The sequence below is a fragment of the Thalassotalea sp. G2M2-11 genome, assembly GCF_017168195.1.
Lineage (GTDB): Bacteria > Pseudomonadota > Gammaproteobacteria > Enterobacterales > Alteromonadaceae > Thalassotalea_E.
The window spans coordinates 357,649-377,327 of the sequence record NZ_JADNYL010000002.1; the positions used below are offsets into that span (position 1 = coordinate 357,649).

The 19,679-nt window shown below is 38.2% G+C and carries 17 protein-coding genes; 10 read left to right on the forward strand and 7 right to left on the reverse strand.

Annotated features, from left to right (window positions below):
- Positions 1 to 25: 25 nt before the first annotated feature.
- From IV514_RS07465 to IV514_RS07475, 3 genes are all read right to left on the reverse strand, one after another.
- Positions 26 to 982: a zinc transporter ZntB gene (locus IV514_RS07465; RefSeq protein WP_206484330.1), complete on the reverse strand. Its 957-nt coding sequence runs from the start codon at positions 980 to 982 to the stop codon at positions 26 to 28.
- 143 nt (positions 983 to 1,125) lie between these two features.
- Positions 1,126 to 2,526, reverse strand: coding sequence for a sensor domain-containing diguanylate cyclase (locus IV514_RS07470; RefSeq protein ID WP_206484331.1), 1,401 nt, complete (start codon positions 2,524 to 2,526; stop codon positions 1,126 to 1,128).
- Between the two features lie 19 nt (positions 2,527 to 2,545).
- Positions 2,546 to 3,709 carry an acyl-CoA dehydrogenase family protein gene (locus tag IV514_RS07475; protein ID WP_206484332.1) on the reverse strand — a complete coding sequence of 388 codons (1,164 nt, stop codon included), beginning with the start codon at positions 3,707 to 3,709 and terminating at the stop codon, positions 2,546 to 2,548.
- Positions 3,710 to 4,002: 293 nt separating this feature from the next.
- Here IV514_RS07475 and IV514_RS07480 point away from each other — a divergent pair, with 293 nt between their 5' ends.
- The 4 genes from IV514_RS07480 to IV514_RS07495 all read left to right on the forward strand — a co-directional run bounded on the left by IV514_RS07480 (position 4,003) and on the right by IV514_RS07495 (position 7,640).
- Positions 4,003 to 5,340 (forward strand): ATP-binding protein, encoded by a 1,338-nt coding sequence (locus tag IV514_RS07480; protein ID WP_241242246.1) that lies wholly within the window; start codon positions 4,003 to 4,005, stop codon positions 5,338 to 5,340.
- Between the two features lie 308 nt (positions 5,341 to 5,648).
- Positions 5,649 to 6,134, forward strand: a complete 486-nt coding sequence (locus IV514_RS07485) for an Hsp20 family protein (RefSeq protein ID WP_206485277.1) — start codon at positions 5,649 to 5,651, stop codon at positions 6,132 to 6,134.
- A 156-nt stretch (positions 6,135 to 6,290) separates the two neighbouring features.
- Entirely contained in the window at positions 6,291 to 6,875 is a 585-nt protein-coding gene (locus IV514_RS07490; protein ID WP_206484333.1) for a TetR/AcrR family transcriptional regulator, read from the forward strand.
- Between the two features lie 165 nt (positions 6,876 to 7,040).
- Positions 7,041 to 7,640: an ABC transporter substrate-binding protein gene (locus IV514_RS07495; RefSeq protein ID WP_206484334.1), complete on the forward strand. Its 600-nt coding sequence runs from the start codon at positions 7,041 to 7,043 to the stop codon at positions 7,638 to 7,640.
- A gap of 73 nt (positions 7,641 to 7,713) precedes the next feature.
- Here the strand turns inward: IV514_RS07495 and IV514_RS07500 are convergent, their stop codons facing one another.
- On the reverse strand, positions 7,714 to 8,895 hold the full coding sequence (locus tag IV514_RS07500; protein WP_206484335.1) for a phospholipase A: 1,182 nt from the start codon (positions 8,893 to 8,895) through the stop codon (positions 7,714 to 7,716).
- Positions 8,896 to 9,260: 365 nt separating this feature from the next.
- Between IV514_RS07500 and IV514_RS07505 the strand changes: the two genes are divergently transcribed.
- From IV514_RS07505 to IV514_RS07520, 4 genes are all read left to right on the forward strand, one after another.
- Positions 9,261 to 10,709, forward strand: coding sequence for a serine hydrolase (locus IV514_RS07505; RefSeq protein ID WP_206484336.1), 1,449 nt, complete (start codon positions 9,261 to 9,263; stop codon positions 10,707 to 10,709).
- A gap of 79 nt (positions 10,710 to 10,788) precedes the next feature.
- Positions 10,789 to 11,169, forward strand: a complete 381-nt coding sequence (locus IV514_RS07510; protein ID WP_206484337.1) for a DUF6249 domain-containing protein — start codon at positions 10,789 to 10,791, stop codon at positions 11,167 to 11,169.
- Positions 11,166 to 11,684: a sigma-70 family RNA polymerase sigma factor gene (locus IV514_RS07515; RefSeq protein WP_206484338.1), complete on the forward strand. Its 519-nt coding sequence runs from the start codon at positions 11,166 to 11,168 to the stop codon at positions 11,682 to 11,684. The genes IV514_RS07510 and IV514_RS07515 overlap by 4 nt, the downstream gene beginning before the upstream one ends.
- Positions 11,681 to 11,995: a hypothetical protein gene (locus IV514_RS07520; protein ID WP_206484339.1), complete on the forward strand. Its 315-nt coding sequence runs from the start codon at positions 11,681 to 11,683 to the stop codon at positions 11,993 to 11,995. The genes IV514_RS07515 and IV514_RS07520 overlap by 4 nt, the downstream gene beginning before the upstream one ends.
- Positions 11,996 to 12,030: 35 nt before the next feature.
- Here IV514_RS07520 and IV514_RS07525 read toward each other — a convergent pair whose 3' ends face one another.
- The 3 genes from IV514_RS07525 to IV514_RS07535 all read right to left on the reverse strand — a co-directional run bounded on the left by IV514_RS07525 (position 12,031) and on the right by IV514_RS07535 (position 17,373).
- The gene (locus IV514_RS07525) at positions 12,031 to 13,503 is read right to left on the reverse strand and encodes an NAD-dependent succinate-semialdehyde dehydrogenase (protein ID WP_206484340.1); all 1,473 of its coding nucleotides are present in this window, start codon (positions 13,501 to 13,503) and stop codon (positions 12,031 to 12,033) included.
- Between the two features lie 155 nt (positions 13,504 to 13,658).
- Positions 13,659 to 14,072: a response regulator gene (locus tag IV514_RS07530; protein ID WP_206484341.1), complete on the reverse strand. Its 414-nt coding sequence runs from the start codon at positions 14,070 to 14,072 to the stop codon at positions 13,659 to 13,661.
- Between the two features lie 325 nt (positions 14,073 to 14,397).
- Positions 14,398 to 17,373, reverse strand: coding sequence for a TonB-dependent receptor (locus IV514_RS07535; RefSeq protein WP_206484342.1), 2,976 nt, complete (start codon positions 17,371 to 17,373; stop codon positions 14,398 to 14,400).
- A gap of 354 nt (positions 17,374 to 17,727) precedes the next feature.
- On the opposite strand from IV514_RS07535, the gene IV514_RS07540 reads away from it, so the two are divergent.
- Both IV514_RS07540 and IV514_RS07545 read left to right on the forward strand, forming a co-directional pair.
- Positions 17,728 to 18,441, forward strand: a complete 714-nt coding sequence (locus IV514_RS07540; RefSeq protein ID WP_206484343.1) for a LytTR family DNA-binding domain-containing protein — start codon at positions 17,728 to 17,730, stop codon at positions 18,439 to 18,441.
- Positions 18,441 to 19,550 (forward strand): histidine kinase, encoded by a 1,110-nt coding sequence (locus IV514_RS07545; RefSeq protein WP_206484344.1) that lies wholly within the window; start codon positions 18,441 to 18,443, stop codon positions 19,548 to 19,550. The genes IV514_RS07540 and IV514_RS07545 overlap by 1 nt, the downstream gene beginning before the upstream one ends.
- The last annotated feature ends 129 nt before the right edge of the window (positions 19,551 to 19,679 follow it).

A 19,679-nucleotide genomic window follows, 5' to 3' on the forward strand; every position in this document is an offset into this window, starting at 1 on the left:
AGTAGTGCAATAAAACAGTATCAAACTAAAACCATTTTTTCGTTTTAAACAGCCACACTTGAAGCGCAACAACAATAATCAGAATACCGATAAAAATTGCAAACGCATAAGGGTTTTCTGCACCAGGAATGCCACCAACATTAATACCTAGCAAACCTGTCAGAAAACCTAAAGGCAGGAAAATAGCAGCAACGATCGACAACACATACATGCGATTATTCATGTGCTCAGCCAAAGCGTTATTCAGCTCTTCCTGACTCACGACAGCGCGATCTTTAATCGAATCTAAATCTTCAATAAAGCGGATCAAATTATCGGTTGTTTCACGCAAATGAATTTTTTCATCCTGTGTAAACAAACTAAATCGGTCACTTAATAATTGATTCATCGCTTCACGTTGCGGTGAAAGATAACGTCGTAATGAGATGATCTGACGCCTCAAATCAGCAAGTTCATTGCGTAAATCTTCACTTTTAGCAGCTAACACATTTTCTTCAATTTCGGCAACACTCTCTTCAATTTCATAAATGGTTTCACTCATTCGTTCAATAAGGCGTTCGGTTAATCGAGTGAGTAGCTGGGTTGATGATGTTGGTCCCTGTCCCTGATAAAAATCCTGAGCAATATCATGGGTAGAAAGTAAGGTTCTTCTTCGCGTACTGATCACTCTCTCGTCATTGAACCAAAGGCGAATAGATACCATGTCTTGAGGATCGCTATTGGGCGCTAGATTTACCCCACGAAGTGACACTAACGCGCCATTATTGAGTGACGTCGCTCTTGGGCGAGTTTCATCATTGAGCAAGGCATTGATCACCACCTCACTTAAACCGCTGTGATCAGTCAACCATGTTTGTGTAGAAGGCAAGGTATAATCAAAGTGTAACCAATAACCTCTGGTTTTATCCAATGTATCAAGTGAAGCGATTGCCTCTCCTGTGTCAAAATAGAAACCATAAATAAATTCGGTTGATTGCGACATCTGATCCATGCTCCACAGGTTTTGATTAACGTTTAACAGAAAGTGGCTCAAGCTTATCTTTTTTACTTGCTAAATATAAAGCAAATTTTATTTTTATCTTTGCGCGATTCACTGACATTAGTTTCAATGCACAATGACACACATTAGGGAATAGAGCTTTCTACTCGGTTTCGCCCGTTATTTTTCGCGTTATAAAGCGATTGATCCGCTAATTCAATCAATAGATTACACTGTTGTTGACGCTCTGGCACCATAGTATGTAAACCAATACTAATAGAAACCAATTGACTGACCTTCGAGTATAAATGAGGAATTTTCATTTGACTAACACTTGCTAAACAAGCTTCAGCCACTGTTAAAGCATGCTGATGATCAATCCCTGGTAATAAAACCGCAAACTCTTCACCGCCATAGCGTGCGACTAAATCTTCACCACGCTTTGAAACACTTTTTAACTGTTTCGCGATTTGCACTAAACATTGATCGCCACGCTGATGACCATAATTATCATTAAATTGCTTGAAAAAATCGACATCGATCATCAACAAAGAAAGCTCTGTGCTATTGCGAATGGCGCGCGACCACTCTTTTTGCAATACCATATCAAATTTACGTCGGTTGGCGATCCCCGTAAGAGGATCAACAAAAGATAACTGCTCTAGCTCCATGCGCAAGGTGTGTAATTCAAGCTCTGTTTGTTTTCTTTTTGTAATATCCTGAATAATAAATAAAAAGCCAATTGCTTGATGATTGTCCTCAATTTTAGACAAGGATATTTCTGCATAGGCGGTATAATGATGCTTATCATAGTAATCAATTTCTCTGGTGGTATGTTCAAGTGCTGACTTAGAGAGGTTGTCGACCATTTCACTAATAACCGTTTGCCATGTACCTTTTCTAATATCCATCACCTTGCGGCCAATCGCCTGCTCACTAGTTAAGCCAAATAATTGTTGTGCCGCAATATTCCATCGCACAATAATGCCATCATTGGTCGTCACCACAATAGCATCATGAGCGGCATCAAACATTTTACTCAAAAAAGATAACGATACAGTAAATCGCTGTAATTTAGAGACTTCCACAGACACATTACGCATTAAGCCCATATTCACTTTATTCACCGTTGCTTGGTGTAAAATGCGTTTATTCACTTGGGCTAATAGCAGCTTAATATCAATATTTGGCTGTTCTTGCTCATAAGATAATATTTGCCAATGGCTACCAATGCTAGCTATTGGAGCTTTCAATTGCTTCAGTAGTTCTGCGTACTGAGCATTATAAGACCAAAATAATAATTGTGCTTTCGGTGCAAAGGCATAAAGCTGGCGAGCAATTTTTTTAGTCGATGTTAGCCCAACGCCAATAAAAATAAGCGCAACTTCGACATTTATTGCTTGTTGTTCCACAAAGAATTCGGCTAATTGCTCTCCGGCTTGGCAGTGAATTAATTCAATATCAACAGTACTGAGTAGAGCTTCTGTTTTTTTATACGTTTCAGTCAAACAGTTTGATTGTTCAATCAGTAGCGCTATTGATTTCATTATTTAGTTCGCAGATACATTAGATTAACGGCAAACCAAGCAGTGAGCGACCAATCCAGCCTTGAAGCATATCGGATGTTGGTGACATTATATGGCTCGCTCTGCCATCTCTTAATAACCTAGCTAGGGTACTATTTTCTCCATATGCCTTGCCACCACAGCATGTCATCGCATCATTGGTTATTGCTATCACAGTGTCTGCCGCATCAACTTTCGCCATCATAATACTTAGAGCTGCATCATGGGCTCCCGTATCTCCTTTATAAGCAGCTTGATATAATAACGCTCTACTTTTATCTATGGTGCATCGCATCTTAGCGACTCGGTTTTGTAAAGTGGGAATGTCGGCAAGTGACTCTCCTGAGTGTTGGTAGTATCGATTAGTTAAATGATCAATTGTGATATCTAGTGCAGTTTGTGCAATACCAATATACGTTGCAGCCATCGCCGTTAAAAAGTAAGGTGCAACCACTTCAAATATGTACCAAATTTGATCTCCTTCGACACCTAATAAATTTCTTCGAGGGATCCTAACGCCATTAAGATCCATCCCTCGTGATGAATTACCGCGCATTCCTAAGCCTTGCCATGATTCTAGCCAAGTAATACCTTCTGTAGCACCATCAACAACAACACAATTAAAATCCCCAGGCACTTCATCCGGTTGAGCTATTTGAGTAGAAACAACATAAGAGTCTGCATGACTACCATTAGTGACAAATTGCTTACAGCCATGTATTTGATAATGTTCTTCATCTAGAGTTAATTGTGTTTGCGGTAAATAGAAGTGTGCGCCTGTTCCCGATTCAGACAATGCTAATGTCGTGATATGTTGGTTATCTGCTATGGGCTTTAAATATTTCTCTGTTTGATACTGGGTTGCCTTTGCATTAATCACCGCACTTCCAACACAATGCATGCCATAGCATAAAGCAGAAGATGAGCACCCTTTACCGATAGTTTCAGCAATAACGGCTAATGCTAGCAAGCCTTGTTCATGTCCCCCCAATGTTTTAGGCATATGTAAACTCAATAGATCAGCTTCTGCTAAACCACGCATAGAATGAGCAGGCCAACATGCCTGTTCATCCACTATATTACTCTTTGGCACTATTATCCCTTGAGTAACTTCTTCCGCTATCGATTTTAACTTCAATATTGCAGGAGACAATACTCCTTCCATAGCTTTAACTCCTTATCGCTACTCTCTATTCAAATCACACACATCCCCACCCTAAACCTATAAACACAGATTGCTAATATAGCAATAAACTTTGCAGGTTCCAGCTCGATTTAACAAATTATTGAATCATTAATTTCAATTAATTAACATAAGCAGTGTATGATTAGCACTACACTTAGTTAACGAGCTGACATGGCAAGACCAAAGCAGATTAAAATCAATTGGCATATTGGTGCTAATATTTTAACAACGTTAGGTATTATCATCGTTCATAGAGCACTAGGAGCATTCTCTTGAATGACTTATCTTTTCAAATTAGTGACATTTTAAAAAAATTAAAATCCACTTATGGCAGTGACTTTTTTAATAGTTTAACCTGGCAGCTGCACCAGCTTATTGGTGCCGATTACACATTTATTGCCAGAGTTGATCTATCACGCCGTATTTCTTCTACCATTTCGTTAGTGGCTGAACATAAGATCGCCGAAAACATCGAATATTCTCTTGATAATACGCCATGCGCTAATGTAACTGACGATGATGTCTGCATCTATCCCGAAGACATCACGCACTTATTTCCCAACGATCAAATGCTGATTGATTTAGCTATCGAAGGCTATGTTGGAACCCCACTGCATGACTCAAGTGGCAAGGTCATGGGGTTAATTGTTGCACTATACAAAAATAAAATTGAATACCCCAATGTAATTTCTGACTTATTTGAGTTGTTCGCTGGACGTATTTCTGCAGAAATAGAACGAAGTGAGAAAGAAAAACAACTGCGTGAATTAAATAGCACGCTTGAATTAAAAGTCGAAGAACGTACCAGTGAGTTAACTCATGCGTTAGCTAAGCTCCACGAAACTCAAAATCAAATCGTCGAACAAGAAAAACTAGCTTCACTCGGGCAACTAGTGGCGGGCGTTGCGCATGAAATAAATTCACCATTAGGCATAGCAATTCTTGGTAATTCAACCATGATGAACTCGCTAGAAAAGCTTAATGACATGTTACATAGTAATAGATTAAGCCGTGCTAAAGTCGATAAAATGCTTAATGACATATTTCAAGCACAGCACTCGCTCGAATTTAATTTAAAACGAGCAGCAGAACTTGTTGCAAGTTTTAAGCAAATGGCAACTGATTACAACCTTGATGAAAAAACTGATTTTGAATTAGTGCAGTGGCTAGCCAATGTCACAACCAGCATCAATCCGCTAATAAAAACCTCTGGAGTCACCTTATCTATTCACACAACTGAAAAGGTAATGAACTGTCGATCTTACCCCGCAAAATTAACTCAAGTGCTAACAAACATTATTTCAAATGCCATCAATCATGCATTTCCCGAACAAGCGGCAATCACAGAGCCTAAAGTCACTATCTGGCTGAGTTCCGATAAGAATAATTATCAACTTAAAGTCGCTGATAACGGTATTGGCATGGACAAAGAAACCGTCAATCGTATTTTAGAACCGTTTTTTACCACTAAACGCGGTGTCGGTGGCACAGGGTTAGGCTTAAGCATAGTGAATAACCTAATCATTGGCCCATTAAAAGGCCAGCTTGATATACAAAGTGAACAAGGTATAGGCACAACCATTAACCTGCTTTTTCCTATTAAAAATTAGCGATAAGCAATATTAAGAAAACAATACTCGAGCATGCTGGCGAAGTATTACTTCGCCGTAGAAACTAATACCAATGGAAATGGTTAAATATTTATTTCCATTAGTATAATATTCAAGGTAAAACATGCACTATCTATTGAAATTCCTATAGATTAATAAACTTTTTTTTCTTATTACTAATTTAACTAAAAAGCATCTTGGAAATAGTTTTATCATCCCTATATAAATGATGAGGTTAAGTTGTCTTATCGAGAAACTTACCTCTCTAATTGTTTTTATTTTATGTTGCTTCAATCGGAGGATATATGATGAACTCAGTTGATTTAACCCCTTTATACCGTAGTAGTATTGGTTTTGATGGTTTAGCTTCATTAATTGATCGTGCTTTAGCATCAGATACAACTCCTAGTAGTTACCCACCCTATAATATTGAGGTAATTGAAGATAACCGTTACGCAATCACTTTAGCAGTCGCTGGCTTTTCCCAAAATGAGCTTGATATTCAAGTTGAAAAAGGCGTTCTAACGGTTTGTGGCGATAAAAATGCCAAGGATGATCGAACATATCTTCATCATGGTATCGCAAATCGAACCTTTGAGCGAAAATTCAACTTAGCTGATCATGTTGAAGTCACCAATGCAGAACTTAGCAACGGGCTATTAACGATAGACTTGGTAAAAGAAATACCAGAGGCGATGAAACCTAAATCAATTGCTATCAACCAACAGGCCAAGGCAATTGAGAACAAAAAGGAAGTTGAACAAAAAGTAGCTAAGCAGGAAAAAGCAGCGTAACCAACGTAAGGGGCATTTAATGCCCCTTACCTACTTCAGCTCGAAGTCATTTCCAGTTATCACCGTGTATTAGGTGTGTTCTTCCCCAAATTTCAAACAAGACTAGATACAAACCTCTTGGTCGGTTACAATAAATTTGAACAATGAGGTAGTACCATGAGAGATGCAGAGCAAACACGCCAAAAAATACTAGCGATCAGTGCTGATGAAATCCATCAACACGGTTTTAAAGACACCAGTTTATCTATTATTTTAAAGCGTTGCGGTATTTCCAAAGGCGCACTGTATCATCATTTTGACAATAAAATGGAACTTGGTTACGCAGTATTTGAAGAAATATATACACCTATGTTCCTTGCCATGTGGCAACCTGCCGTAGAAGCGGCAGATCCTATTGAAGGTTTATGTTGTTTTTTTCAAAGCATGTCTGAAGAAATGAGTTGTGATGAAGTCATATGTGGCTGCCCGCTAAATAATCTTTGTCAAGAAATGGCCGCCGTTGATGAAGGTTTCAGACTAAGAATATTAAACATGCAACAACAACTTAATCATTTAATTGCGATTAATTTACAACGAGTTGCTGATAGTTTGCAGCCGAACTTAGACTTTAAACAAGTCGCTTACTTTATTGTTTCATGCTTTCATGGCTCTTCCAGTTTAAGCAAGAGCACTAAAAATAAAGAGTTATTCGACAAAGTCATAGCAGAGCTTTGTCGCTATATTCGTCACCTGAAAAAATAACCCTTAGCCGCTCGCTTCAGCATCGTGAGATTTATCGAATTATGCCAAATTGATATAGCTCATATCATAAATTGTTACACAAAATCATTTACAAACCGCTCGGTCGGTATGTAAAATACTCAGCATCTTAAAATCACTCAGTATTTACCTTACTAAGGACATGGAATGCGCATTCTCAGTTTATTAATCTTGCTCTTTATCAGTATCAGCAGCCTAGCAGCTACGCCGAACATATCTCCCTATGACACCATCAATGTAACAGGCAAAAAGCTTTTTTCTCGTATTGCTGCTAATCAACAGGAATTGGCAAAGTTTCCAGAATTAATGCGAGATATTGTCGAGCAAGAGTTGATGCCGGTGATTGATTATCGCTATGCATCGTACAAGGTGTTAGGTAAACATTTGAAAAATACCACCAAAGAGCAGCGCAATAAATTTGTTCAATCGATGCGAGCTTACCTAGTGCGTACTTATGCCAATGCCCTTAATCAGTATAATGATCAACAAGTAAATTATGAAAAAGGCCAAGTGAAACCAACGGATAGAATGGCATCCGTTGATGCTACGATTGTCGATACCAATAAACCAGATGTTCATTTAACCTTTCAAATGCGCAAGAATAAAAAAACAGGCCAATGGAAAGCATACGACTTAATTGTTGAAGGGATATCTTTATTATCCAGTAAACGCGCCGAATTAACCAACCGCATTGCCAAATATGGCATTGATCAAGTGACGGTTGAACTCGCCGCTTTAAACCAATAGCCGCCAGCTGAACTAGTAAGCCAATAAAGGAAAACCTTATTGGCTTATGATGTTGCCACATTCAACTAGGTGATCACCATAGATCAATGCCAACCATCCAATAGCTACTTTTACTCTGATAGGTAGAAATATTTTCACCATAGCCATTAAAATACATCAGCTTTAACGGAAACTGCCCTGCAATATGGTGAACAAAATCAAGCCGGTAAGATAAATGATTCAGTCGATTGCCAGAAATGAGGGTGATACTCCAATCGGTATTATCAGCTAAATAATCTAATACATTGGCATGTTGCTGACTCCGATTACAGTCATTATTGACGATTTTTTCACAACCGCGCGTGTCTAATTTACGATTAATGGTCAGTTGAAACGTATTATAGTCATAAACTTTATCATTTCTTTTGTCGATATCTGACAACCACTCAATATTTTCTTCCCTACCGCTAACAAAACCTAAGCCTTGCCAATTAAAATAAGCACGGGCTGATAAATAAAAGTCAGTTTGTACCGCAATCCGACGCCCCATTAAATCACGACGATGAAACATGGTATATTTGGTAGATGCTGCCAAATAATCCCAGCCTCGACTGATATAATCCGTCGCCATAGCCCATGCTTCCTGTTGATGGCGAGGATCAGTTAAGCACTGCTCATTTGGATCATCTCGACAAATTTTATCGTGCAGCTCTGTTACCTTACGATCAAACATGTCTTTATTATCAATTTCTTGACCGTTTGATTCGTGAAAATACCCTAATGAAAAGCTTTTATAGCCACTTTCTCTCGAGTCATACTCATATTTATAAAAGATCCCAGGATTTTGTCGCCGAGAGATCACCGGCGCAGAATAACGCGAACCAAAATAAAAATCGTATTGCCCAGTATAAGAAAAATAGACTGCTTGCGAGCGTTTATCAGGCTTTTGTTCATCCCCTAAATTCACTAAACTGCCCCATAATGGGTATTTTATCGATACTTTAAATTCTAAATGGCTACCATCAATATGGTTTTCATCTCGACCAACATAGCCAAAATAAGAAGGTTCATAACCAGATAAACACCTAAAAAACATCCCTTTTGGCTGACACTTCTGCGATTTAAAGTCTTTACTGCTTTGTATGACTTCATCCCAAAAAGTGCCTTGTTCAGCTGGTGATACTGGTTGCTCTTCACCTAGTGCAACAAATGAGCTAAATACCATAGCAACAACAGATAAAAAACAAGTTGTGTTTAAAGCGAATGACCTATTCACTATATATTCCTTTGTTAGTAGCTAATCTTGTTCATACCAGCTTAAAACCGTGCAATGCAGCTTGATAAAAGCGACAAAACTTTATGAAACAGAAACAAGATTTATTATTTGCGCACAATTTTAGCTAAATTTTTTTTAAATGTATTGAAATAAAAAATAACAACAAGGTTTTAGCTCAATATTGATGCTCAGTAGTTAATGCCTTTTCGCCTGTTAACCTACAAAGTAGCAATGAATATTCATTCACCCTTTTGCATCCAAATTTGCTGGCTAATGTCTCTAAGTAATCATTAAACATACAAATGAGATCACACCTTATGACACTTTATCGATTACTAATACTTAGCTTGGTATTGTTCTGCTCAATGATTCAGGCAGAAAATATAGACTTTTCAATACTGGAAAAAAATATCGCCAAGACTAAACAATTATCAGGTTTAGCTTCGGGTACCGCCATTGCCGTGATAAAAGGCAATGAAGTGATTTACCAAGCAAATTTTGGTTACGCTGACATCGCCAAAAAAATTCAAGTTTCTCAGCATACCCCGTTTTATATTGCTTCAGTAACTAAACCATTCTTTGCACTTAATACTCTGATTGATATAGAAAATAATAACCTCTCACCAAGTTTATCACTAGCACAAATGTTTCCTAAATTGGCCATTGACGGTATTAATGAAAGCCGTATTACCATTAAAGATTTGATGAGTCACACCAGCGGTATTGAGAATATTCCCTTAGTGCTGGCAACTGCGTATAGTGGATTACATACTGCAGAAAGCTTGCAAAACCTTGTGAATCATCACTCAGTCAACAATCAGCTTCCTGTGGGTACATTTAAGTACACCAATGTGGGATACAATATGCTTAGTATTTTTGCTGATCATCATTTTCAACAGCCATGGCAAGACAGGTTAAAGCAACAAGTATTTCAACCACTCAATATGACAAGAACATCAGCCAAGCGAAGCGACTTTAACGCTCAGCAGATAGCAATTGCCAAGCCGTATTCTTTGCTAGTCAATTCACAGCCAAAGGCTTTGTACTTAGAAAAAACAAATCAAACAATGCACGCTGCTGGCGGCATGTTTTCAACAACAAATGATTTAGCAAAGTTCATTATTAGCCAACTCAACCAAGGCATGTTGAACAAGCAGCAAGTACTATCAGCAGATGTGATAAAAACCTCTCATCAGCAACAAGTTACGACTCTTGCCCAATATCAAGACTTTCAACGAGATGGCTACACATGGGGTTGGTACACTGGAGAGTACAAAGGTGAGCGAATGCTACATCATTTTGGTGGATTTGCTGGCACACATGCTCATCTATCGTTTATCCCTAAACAGCATATTGGCTTAGTGATCCTAAACAACGAAGACTTTTTAAGTGCGAGGATGACCAGTATTATTGCTGACTATATTTACGGTAAACTGCTAAATGACACTGACATTGAAAATAAAATGATAAAGCGATTTGACGCACTTAATCAGAAAATTGCCACACTCCCTTACACCCTTGCGCGTCATCAACAAAAAATCAATGAACGGGCAATGAAACTGTCTTTAAAACACTCCGCATACCTAGGGGAATACATGCATCCAGCATTAGGCAAAATCAAGATAGCACTCAATGAAAATAATACTTTTAATCTCAGCTTCGGTATATTACAAACAACGGCAACCGGCTTTGATAAACGTGATCAAATCAGAGTAACGTTTGAGCCTGGTAGAGGAGAAGTGATCACATTTTCAGTCTCAGATAAAGTGAACAGCTTAAGTTATGCTGGCTCACAGTTTATAAAAAAAAGATAAAAAATTTAACCATGCGCATCTAAAAACGATGCTCGATGTATCTAAGAGATTATAGGTTCAACAAACTAGAGAGAATATTATGAACGCACTTTGGATCCCTATTGCCATCCTCATTTCATTTACTATTGTGATATTGGCTATTGTTTTCTTTAACCATAAAAATAAAAATGAATTACAAACAACTATTAGACAGATCCTTGAAAAAGAAGGTGAGATCACGCCAGAAATACTAAATGGCCTAACGCCATTAAAAAAAGGCAAAATACTCGATTTAAAACGCAGCTTGGTGCTGATCAGCCTAAGCATCGCTTGTTTATTGGCAGGGCTGATTTTAGGGCATACAAAAATATTTTTAGCGATTGCTGTATTTCCTTTGATGTTAGGTATTGCATTGTTTATTTCATGGAAAGTTGAAACAAAACATGAGAGTAACAACGAAAGTAACGTTAGCGTATCGTGATTAATGACAACGAGTTAATTGCCCGTATTGTTTGTCATCAAGATAAACATGCATTTGCCACGCTGATCAAAAAGTACCAAGTACCGATCAGACAATTTTTACGGCGATTAACAGCGGGACAACATGCAGAGGCTGATGATATTGCCCAAGAAACCTTTATTCGAATATATCAGAAAATAGCGACATACTCGGGTAAAGCAAGTTTCAGTACTTGGGCACATAAAATCGCCTATCATTGTTTTTTACGATCGCAGCAAAAAGCTTATCACCGGCATGAGCAACTTGATGTTGATTTTTCCCTGATAGAGTCAACAAAGTATGATATTGACAAAGACATTATGGTCGAGCAATTAATGCAAGCTCTCGATATTGAACAACGCACTTGTCTGACACTATCATTGAGTGCAGGTATGAGCCACCAAGAGATAGCAACTATCACCGAGTTTCCGTTAGGTACAGTGAAATCTCATATAAATCGTGGTAAACAGAGGTTAATGAAGGTGGTTAAGCCATGAAAAACAACCAGATAGAGGAAAGCCCAATGAGTGACGAACAAGATGCCTTTTTAACCTCATTACTCAAATACCATAGCGCTCCTGTTGATGACAACTTTGTTAGCGATATTCTTACACGTATTAGCGCAAAAGAGTCTCAGCGAACTAAATTGCTCGCCGTTGCAATGCTCATAGCTTTTGTATTATCCATGCCGCTGCTCATCACCACAGTAAGTGCTATCAATCTTGCCAGCGAGCCTTTTTGGTATGTTACGGCCTTACTTTTTGCCATGCTAGCCATTACCACCTGGATAAGCAGTGAACATTTTTAAACAAGACTCTCGGGTGAGAAATAGACACTATCAGCTCAGCGATCTAGACCACCAAGACACAAATATTTGATCTCTAAATAGTCATCTAAACCATACTTTGACCCTTCTCGGCCATTACCTGATTGCTTCACCCCTCCAAAAGGGGCAGCAGCATTAGAAATAATGCCTTCATTAATTCCGACCATGCCGTAATTTAATTGTTCAGCAACGCGCCAAATGCGGCCAATATCACGGGCATAAAAATACGCCGCCAACCCATATTCGGTATCATTTGCCATAGCAATTGCATCGGCTTCTTGCTTAAAAGCAATAATGGGTGACACAGGACCGAAAATTTCATTCGCAGCAACAGGCATATCATTGGTCACTTGAGTTAATACCGTAGGTTGATAAAAGCACTCTCCTGCCTGATGCTGTGCGCCTCCTAGCGCTAAGTTAGCACCAGCAGCGATAGACTTCTGTACTAATTGCTGCACATCATTAACCGCCGCCTTTGAGATCATCGGGCCAATATCAACACCTGCTAACTGACCATCTCCCACCGTTAATTTAGCCGCCGCCTCAGTAAACTTTTTAGTGAATGTATCAAGGATACTTTGTTGCACTAAAATACGGTTAGTACAAACACAGGTTTGCCCTGCATTACGATATTTAGACGTTATTGCTCCTTGCACCGCAGCATCAATATCGGCATCATCAAAAACAATAAAGGGGGCGTTCCCACCGAGCTCCATTGATACTTTTTTCACAGTTGTCGCGCACTGACTAATTAGCTTTTTTCCAGTTGCAGTAGAGCCAGTAAAGGTAAATTTCGCAATATCAGGATGTTGTGTTAACACTTTACCAATACCTTTAGCGTCATCCCCAACCACAACATTAAATACCCCGGCTGGAATACCCGCCCGCTCAGCCAGCTCTGCCATGGCTAATGCAGAAAGCGGTGTTTGTGTGGCGGGGCGTACAACAAAAGTGCAACCCGCGGCAAGGGCAGCAGCGGCTTTTCGAGCGATCATCGCATTAGGAAAATTCCATGGGGTAATGGATGCAACCACACCGACAGGCTGCTTCAGCACAATAATACGTTTATCATTGGCTGGGGCAGGAATAGTATCACCATAAACCCGCTTCCCCTCCTCAGCAAACCATTCAATAAATGCCGCGCCATAAGCAATTTCCCCTTTCGCTTCCGCAAGGGGCTTTCCTTGTTCAAAGGTTAATATACGACCAAGATCGTCTTGATGCGCCATCATTAAATCAAACCAGTTGCGCATTAATTTAGCACGTTCATTAGCAGGTGTAGCTGACCATAAAGCTAACGCATTTTTTGCTGCTTCTACGGCAAGTTCAGCCGTTTCAATATCAGCATTAATCACTTGAATCAGCTGCGTACCATTGGCAGGATTTGTGACAGAGAAGTAAGTTCCAGCTGACTGCCAACTACCATTGATATAAGAAGAGTTTCTTAATAATTGCTGGTCGTTCACACCTAAATTATTCTGGCCTGACATAGCATTCTCCACTGAAAGCATGTAAAAATCACAAAAAAGACAGCGCCAAGATAACATCAAACGCCTAGTTGATTGTAAAACGGCTCACAGAGAATGCCAAATCAAAGCTCGCTAAAATCTCAGTTTCACATAGTAAAAAGTAGAAACGACAAAGCTCACCAATCACTTAAACAGTCTTGTTCATTATTTAATTGATGGTACATCTCATTAGCATAGTATGATTCTATTTTAAGCAACACTTTTTCTAACCTCATACTATCGATAGGCTTTAACAGAAAATCTTCTACTTCTACGTTATAGCCGTCAATAGCATACTCACTATGCGCAGACATGATCACCCATTTACATACGGCAATATGTTTCAATTCTCTGATCAGCGATATACCACTACCACCAATGATATTAACATCAAGAAAGCACACTTTAGGTTGAGCTGTTAAGAAAAGGGATTTTGCTTCATCATATTCAGCAGCTTGCCCGATAATATCCCAACCATACCTTTGCTGAACGACTCTGAAGATCCTCTCCCTTGCATGTAATTCATCATCCACTATCAAGCAAGTTATCATCGAATAATCCCATATATTGCTCAAAAGTAAACTTTACACACAAAAAACATTAATTCGCAATTTGATGTGTAAATGCAACCAAACAAGGAGAGAAATTAGCATTTTAAGGGACGAAATTTGCAAATAGCATCACCACAAAATGATAACGTCAATCTTCAATAGTTGGATGAATTTGCTTTATTGTGTAGAGCTTAAACCAAGGTAAGTATTATTATCGACAAGCTATTAACTATGAATCGATATTAAAGCGGCAGGCAACAAAAAAAGACCCGTGAAAAATACACAGGCCTTTTACTTCATTATTTCAGTTTACAGCAGATAAAACTTAGAATTCCGCAATAACGCTAAAACGCACATAACGAGGTCTTTGGAAGTCAGTTGGTAAGCCGTAAGTTGGCTCATGGCTTCCTCGGTACCCTCCAAATGATGAATCGTAACCGGCAATTCGCTCATTTATCTCATTTATTTGAGTTGCACTATCGTTGTTTGTAACATTAAAAACATCAGCCCTAAAGGTGACTTTGTTATCGTCAAAGTACATATCATAACTTGCTGATAAATCTAAACTCCATGTATTAGGTGTTCGCCCCTCAGAACCACGATCTACTAATTGGCCATCTTTAACAAACGACGCTGCGCCATAAAGTGACGCAAATGCATCAGTTGGATGAACACCAAACGAGTTTAACGGTCGACCTTGTGACCAGTTGAAATTAAAACCAACGTTTAGATCTTCAATGACATTATAAGCACCTGTCATTTTAACCACATGTCGTCTATCGTTGGGCAAATTGCCACTTGCCCCATCCACTAAGCCCGGTTGGTCAAAATTGGTCGTTAAGCCAGAATCGTCTTGGTCATTATCGGAACGAACAAAGCCTTCATTATTACCCCAACTATGCGACCAAGTATAAGTAAAGCTATACATCCACTTATCATCCCAAGCGCGATTTAAAGTAAAATCAACAGCTGCGTATTGACGCTCGGCCTTTGGGTAGCCCAAAATATCTGCAGGAATCGTAAAGGTATCTTCACTGTAGTAACTACCGTCACCATCTGGATCAGTGGTAAGAGTAACGCTTTTACCTGGGTTAGTTAAAACATAATACTCAAAACCTCCACAACGAGAACAGCCAGGTCCATCAGGATCTTGGGCAAGTAGAAAATCGTTAAATCCTTTATCAATGGCAATATCTTCTAGAGAACTGGCTAAGTCGCGGTATGTACCTTTAATACCAAAGCTCCATGACTCATCAAGTACACGTTGGTAGCCTAGAATAAATTCATTCTGATACATAGGATCTACATCAGCATTGACGGTTTCCGCGGTATTCATCAAATTACCATCGCTAAATGTAGTGACAGGTCCACCTGATCCTGGAACTAAATTAGGCGTAAAGTCAGCATTGATGCTTTCGACTTCAAAGTATTGGCGAACGTAAAGTTCATCTCCAGCTAAACGTACGTTAGTATTGGTAGCCACTGGTAAATAGTACTGTCCATAGTTTGCAAATAGTTTACTGTTACCATCGCCCTCAACATCCCAGCTTATTCCAACACGTGGTGCCCATTGATCGGTAACATCAACAAACTTAAGGCCTGCTTTGTTATAATTTTCAAATGACTCATTACGTAAGCCAATAGTTGCCACTAAATTATCATTTATCTGCCATTTATCTTCGATATAAAACGCAGCTGATTTTGTTTCAAAGTCGCCAACATTGACATAAAACTCTCTACGAACATCTGTACAGTCTAGTTGCCCCTGCGCAAGCAAACCGGTATCACAACCTTGATAACGCCAGGCAACACCTCCAGCACGTTGAGTGTTTTCTTCAGCTTCCATATTTTCATAGTCAATACCAAAGCGCAGTGTATGATCATCATGAACATACCAATCAAAGTCTAAGCGATAAGCTGTACGTTTGTCTTTTTGTATTGAAGGTGTGTACAAGCCAAAAGCACCAAATTCACGACCGCTATAACGTTCATATATAGCGGGTTTATCCCCTAAAGGGTTTTTGCCGGCATTTAAGTTTGAATAACTTGCTTCATTGATGGAGTATTGCGCAGTAACGGTTAAATCATCCGATAAAATACCGGTATATTTTAAGCCCCAGGTTTTTCCACCGCGTTCTAAAATATAATCACCATACCATTCACCGGTAGTATCCGTATCTGGGTTATATAGATTCTTAGTACTTTCTAAGTCAGAACTATTATCCCAGCCAGTAAATTCAACAATATGGTCATCGGTGATGTACCAATCTAGCTTTAACGCATACAGTGTGTCGTTCGCTTCGCGATCATATATTGCACCGCTTTCAGCATAATCAGAATCTCTATTTTCTTGATTAATCAAGCCAAAAAAGAACAGCTTATCTTTAATGATTGCACCACTTGCCCAAAAATTAATGTTTGTTGAGCCAATGTTATCTTTCTTATTAACAACATAGTATTCTGAGCCTACCGCTTCAATGTCGTCAGGGTCAGTTCGAAACACGTCTGGTTGATTTTCCCTTAAGCTAGCGGGTTCATAGAAGGCACTGGCACCAAATTTAAATTCATTGCTACCTGACTTGGTTACCGCGTTTACCACGCCTCCAGTAGAACGGCCAAATTCGGCTGAATAGCCGCCAGTCTTCACTTCAAAAGATTTATACATTTCAAATGGCAATTCAGAACCACCTAATCCATTGCGAAAATTGGTTGTATTAATCCCATTGATATAATAAACGTTTTCTCCTACTGATGAGCCACCAAAAGATGCTAAATTACCAAAGTCATCATCGCCAGAAATAGTTCCAGGAGCTAATAAAGCTACCGAAGTCACATCACGAGCAACAGGAACTTTATTAAGATATTCAAGATCAACGATAAGTTGAGATTCACTTGATGCAACATCAATCGCTGTAACTGCCGCACCAGTGACTGTGATCCTTTCAATATCACCACTCTCCATTGTCAGGTTTACTGTAGTTGCACCAGCCGCCCCTACACGTAACATTTCTTGTTTTAAGACTAAAAATCCATCTTTTTTAGCTTCTAAACTATAGGTACCTGCAGGTAATAGAGGGAAACGATAATTACCTTGACTATCAGTGGAAACTGTACGAGTAAGACCTGTTGTTAAATTTTTAATGGTAACGGTGACATTTGATAAAATATTACCGACTTGGGTTTGCGAAGTACCTTTGATACTCCCTTCATTTGCCATTACTGGAACTGCTACGCCAAGTGACATAGCTACAGCTAAAGCTGTTATTGATCGATTAAACGACTTAGATAAATTGTATTTCATTTAAAACTCCCTTGACTATTTTTCTATTTTTATAAAAGCAACCGATAGCTGCTACTACCAAAGGTAACAACTGTGACTACTAAGAGGTGTAGAAAGGGATAAAAGAGCATATTGGTGTGATAAAAATAGTGAAACTTAATATATAGCTCTAAACCTAGTTTCACTTACATTGTCATTCTTTTTTTGCAAGGATTTAAAAATAAGGCATTACAGGTAGTTTCACCATTTTTCACCCAACTAATAAAACCTATAACGTTGCATTCACCATAGATAATGTGCAATTCATACCAACTTAAATGATTTTATTCTTTTATAATTTTACTATTCAAAATAAAAATTTAACTAGGATACCTCATGATTAGCTGTATTGTTGTTGATGATGAAGAAATGGCGCTAGAGCGATTAACCAGAGAAATAGAAAAGCGACCCGGCTGGAACATTGTAAAACAATGTGGAGAATATAATGAAGCAAAGCAAGCTTTGTTAGAGCATGAACCCGATATTTGCTTTATGGATATTAATATAATTTCAGGGAGCGGAATGGATTTAGCAAAATCCTTATCAGGCCTTATTGCGACGCAATGGATCTTTTCAACGGCATATGGCGAATATGCAATTGATGCATTTGATATAGATGCGTTTGGTTATCTGCTCAAACCTTATGAAAATGATAAATTAAAACACTTAATGCATAGATTTGAAAACCTTGTGTCTACAGTAAAACAGCAAGAAACACCAATCAACAAACTAGCGATTAAATCAATTGGGGAAGTAAAAATAATCGATATTAACGATATTATTTGGATCAAAGGTGCCTCTAATTATTTAGAACTCTATTTTTCAGATCGAATGTTATTACACAGAGAAACATTAACTAGCATTGAAAACAAACTCCCAAACACAAAATTTTTTCGTGTTCACCGTTCCGCAATTATCAATATCGACTACGTTGGCAAAGTTGAAAGTGAGCTAGGCCGCTATTCAAGCTTAATAATGAAGAACGGTGATGATGTAAAAATGAGCAACAACTATAAACACAAATTATTCAAAGTGCTGGGGATACATTAATGCATTTTGGTGAAGTTAAAAATATCTATGAAAAATATACTAAAAGGCAACTTTATTGGATATTCCAAGTTTGTGGTTGGATCATCTATTCTGCGACATTTTCGTTGGACAATATAGTCTTTAACTTTGATGATTATACTCCCCCTGTAAATACATTGATAAGCTTTAGCATCTTTAGCTTTACTGGCTTTCTAATTTCCACCGTTCTCAGAGCAATATATAAAAAATTTGAACATAAGAATTTTGTAATTTTTTTAATCGTTGCATTTGTATCTTGCAACCTACTTTCATTAGTGTGGACGGCAGGAAAAAAACTCTATATTTGGTACTTTATATATCCTGAGATGTTTACTCAATGGATCGAAAATGAAATTCCCTTTTATGCTATTTTTTTCTTTTATTCAAACTCGTTACTAGTGCTTTTAGTTTGGACCGCTTTTTATAGTGGCATTAAGTTTCATATCAAATTATTAGAACAAAACAAACGAATATTAGAAATAAAAGCTGATAATGAACGTGCTAAATTAGAACTTCTCAGGTACCAATTAAACCCTCACTTTTTATTTAATTCATTAAACGCCGCCTCTAATTTAGCTATCAGAGGTGATGGAGAAAAAACAAGTGATATGCTAGCTAAACTAGCGACTTTTTTAAGGTTTTCTCTCGATAATTCACCAACCGTTCGCGTACCTTTAGAAGAAGACTTAAATGTCATGGAGAAATATTTAGATATTGAAAGTATAAGGTTTGGCAAACGTTTAAAAATAGTTTGGCAGATACAGCCAGATACTTTACAAGTTATGCTACCAAATTTTTTAATTCAGCCATTAATTGAAAATGTGATAAAACATGTGTTGAACAAGTCAAATACGCAGACTGTCTTACTCATAAAAGCTGAGAAAATAGACAATAACGTACTATTAATTGTTAGTGATAATGGCCCATTAACGTCCCTAGAACCTCTACAATCAAGTAAAGGTATCGGCCTTTCAAATATTAAACAAAGACTTGAACTATTTTATGCTAAAAATTATCAATTGAAGATGAGCATTAATCAACCTCAAGGCTTAAAAATTGAAATAATCATTCCTGCTGAAATAGAAAAATAGAAGCCTCAGAGTAACTTCTATAGTCAAAAAATTATGCTCTAGGGAGTGAGCATAAGCGCGGGTAGATTAACGCAATTTTTTGTCGAGTTATTATTGAGACAAAGAAGCAGTCACATCAGTGAAGTGTTC

Bases quoted from the DNA above. Each gene is read 5' to 3' on its own strand.
- IV514_RS07465 (WP_206484330.1), bottom strand. From the start codon at position 982: ATGTCGCAATCAACCGAATTTATTTATGGTTTCTATTTTGACACAGGA.
- IV514_RS07470 (WP_206484331.1), bottom strand. From the start codon at position 2,526: ATGAAATCAATAGCGCTACTGATTGAACAATCAAACTGTTTGACTGAA.
- IV514_RS07475 (WP_206484332.1), bottom strand. From the start codon at position 3,709: ATGGAAGGAGTATTGTCTCCTGCAATATTGAAGTTAAAATCGATAGCG.
- IV514_RS07485 (WP_206485277.1), top strand. From the start codon at position 5,649: ATGAACTCAGTTGATTTAACCCCTTTATACCGTAGTAGTATTGGTTTT.
- IV514_RS07490 (WP_206484333.1), top strand. From the start codon at position 6,291: ATGAGAGATGCAGAGCAAACACGCCAAAAAATACTAGCGATCAGTGCT.
- IV514_RS07495 (WP_206484334.1), top strand. From the start codon at position 7,041: ATGCGCATTCTCAGTTTATTAATCTTGCTCTTTATCAGTATCAGCAGC.
- IV514_RS07505 (WP_206484336.1), top strand. From the start codon at position 9,261: ATGATTCAGGCAGAAAATATAGACTTTTCAATACTGGAAAAAAATATC.
- IV514_RS07510 (WP_206484337.1), top strand. From the start codon at position 10,789: ATGAACGCACTTTGGATCCCTATTGCCATCCTCATTTCATTTACTATT.
- IV514_RS07520 (WP_206484339.1), top strand. From the start codon at position 11,681: ATGAAAAACAACCAGATAGAGGAAAGCCCAATGAGTGACGAACAAGAT.
- IV514_RS07525 (WP_206484340.1), bottom strand. From the start codon at position 13,503: ATGTCAGGCCAGAATAATTTAGGTGTGAACGACCAGCAATTATTAAGA.
- IV514_RS07530 (WP_206484341.1), bottom strand. From the start codon at position 14,072: ATGATAACTTGCTTGATAGTGGATGATGAATTACATGCAAGGGAGAGG.
- IV514_RS07535 (WP_206484342.1), bottom strand. From the start codon at position 17,373: ATGAAATACAATTTATCTAAGTCGTTTAATCGATCAATAACAGCTTTA.
- IV514_RS07540 (WP_206484343.1), top strand. From the start codon at position 17,728: ATGATTAGCTGTATTGTTGTTGATGATGAAGAAATGGCGCTAGAGCGA.
- IV514_RS07545 (WP_206484344.1), top strand. From the start codon at position 18,441: ATGCATTTTGGTGAAGTTAAAAATATCTATGAAAAATATACTAAAAGG.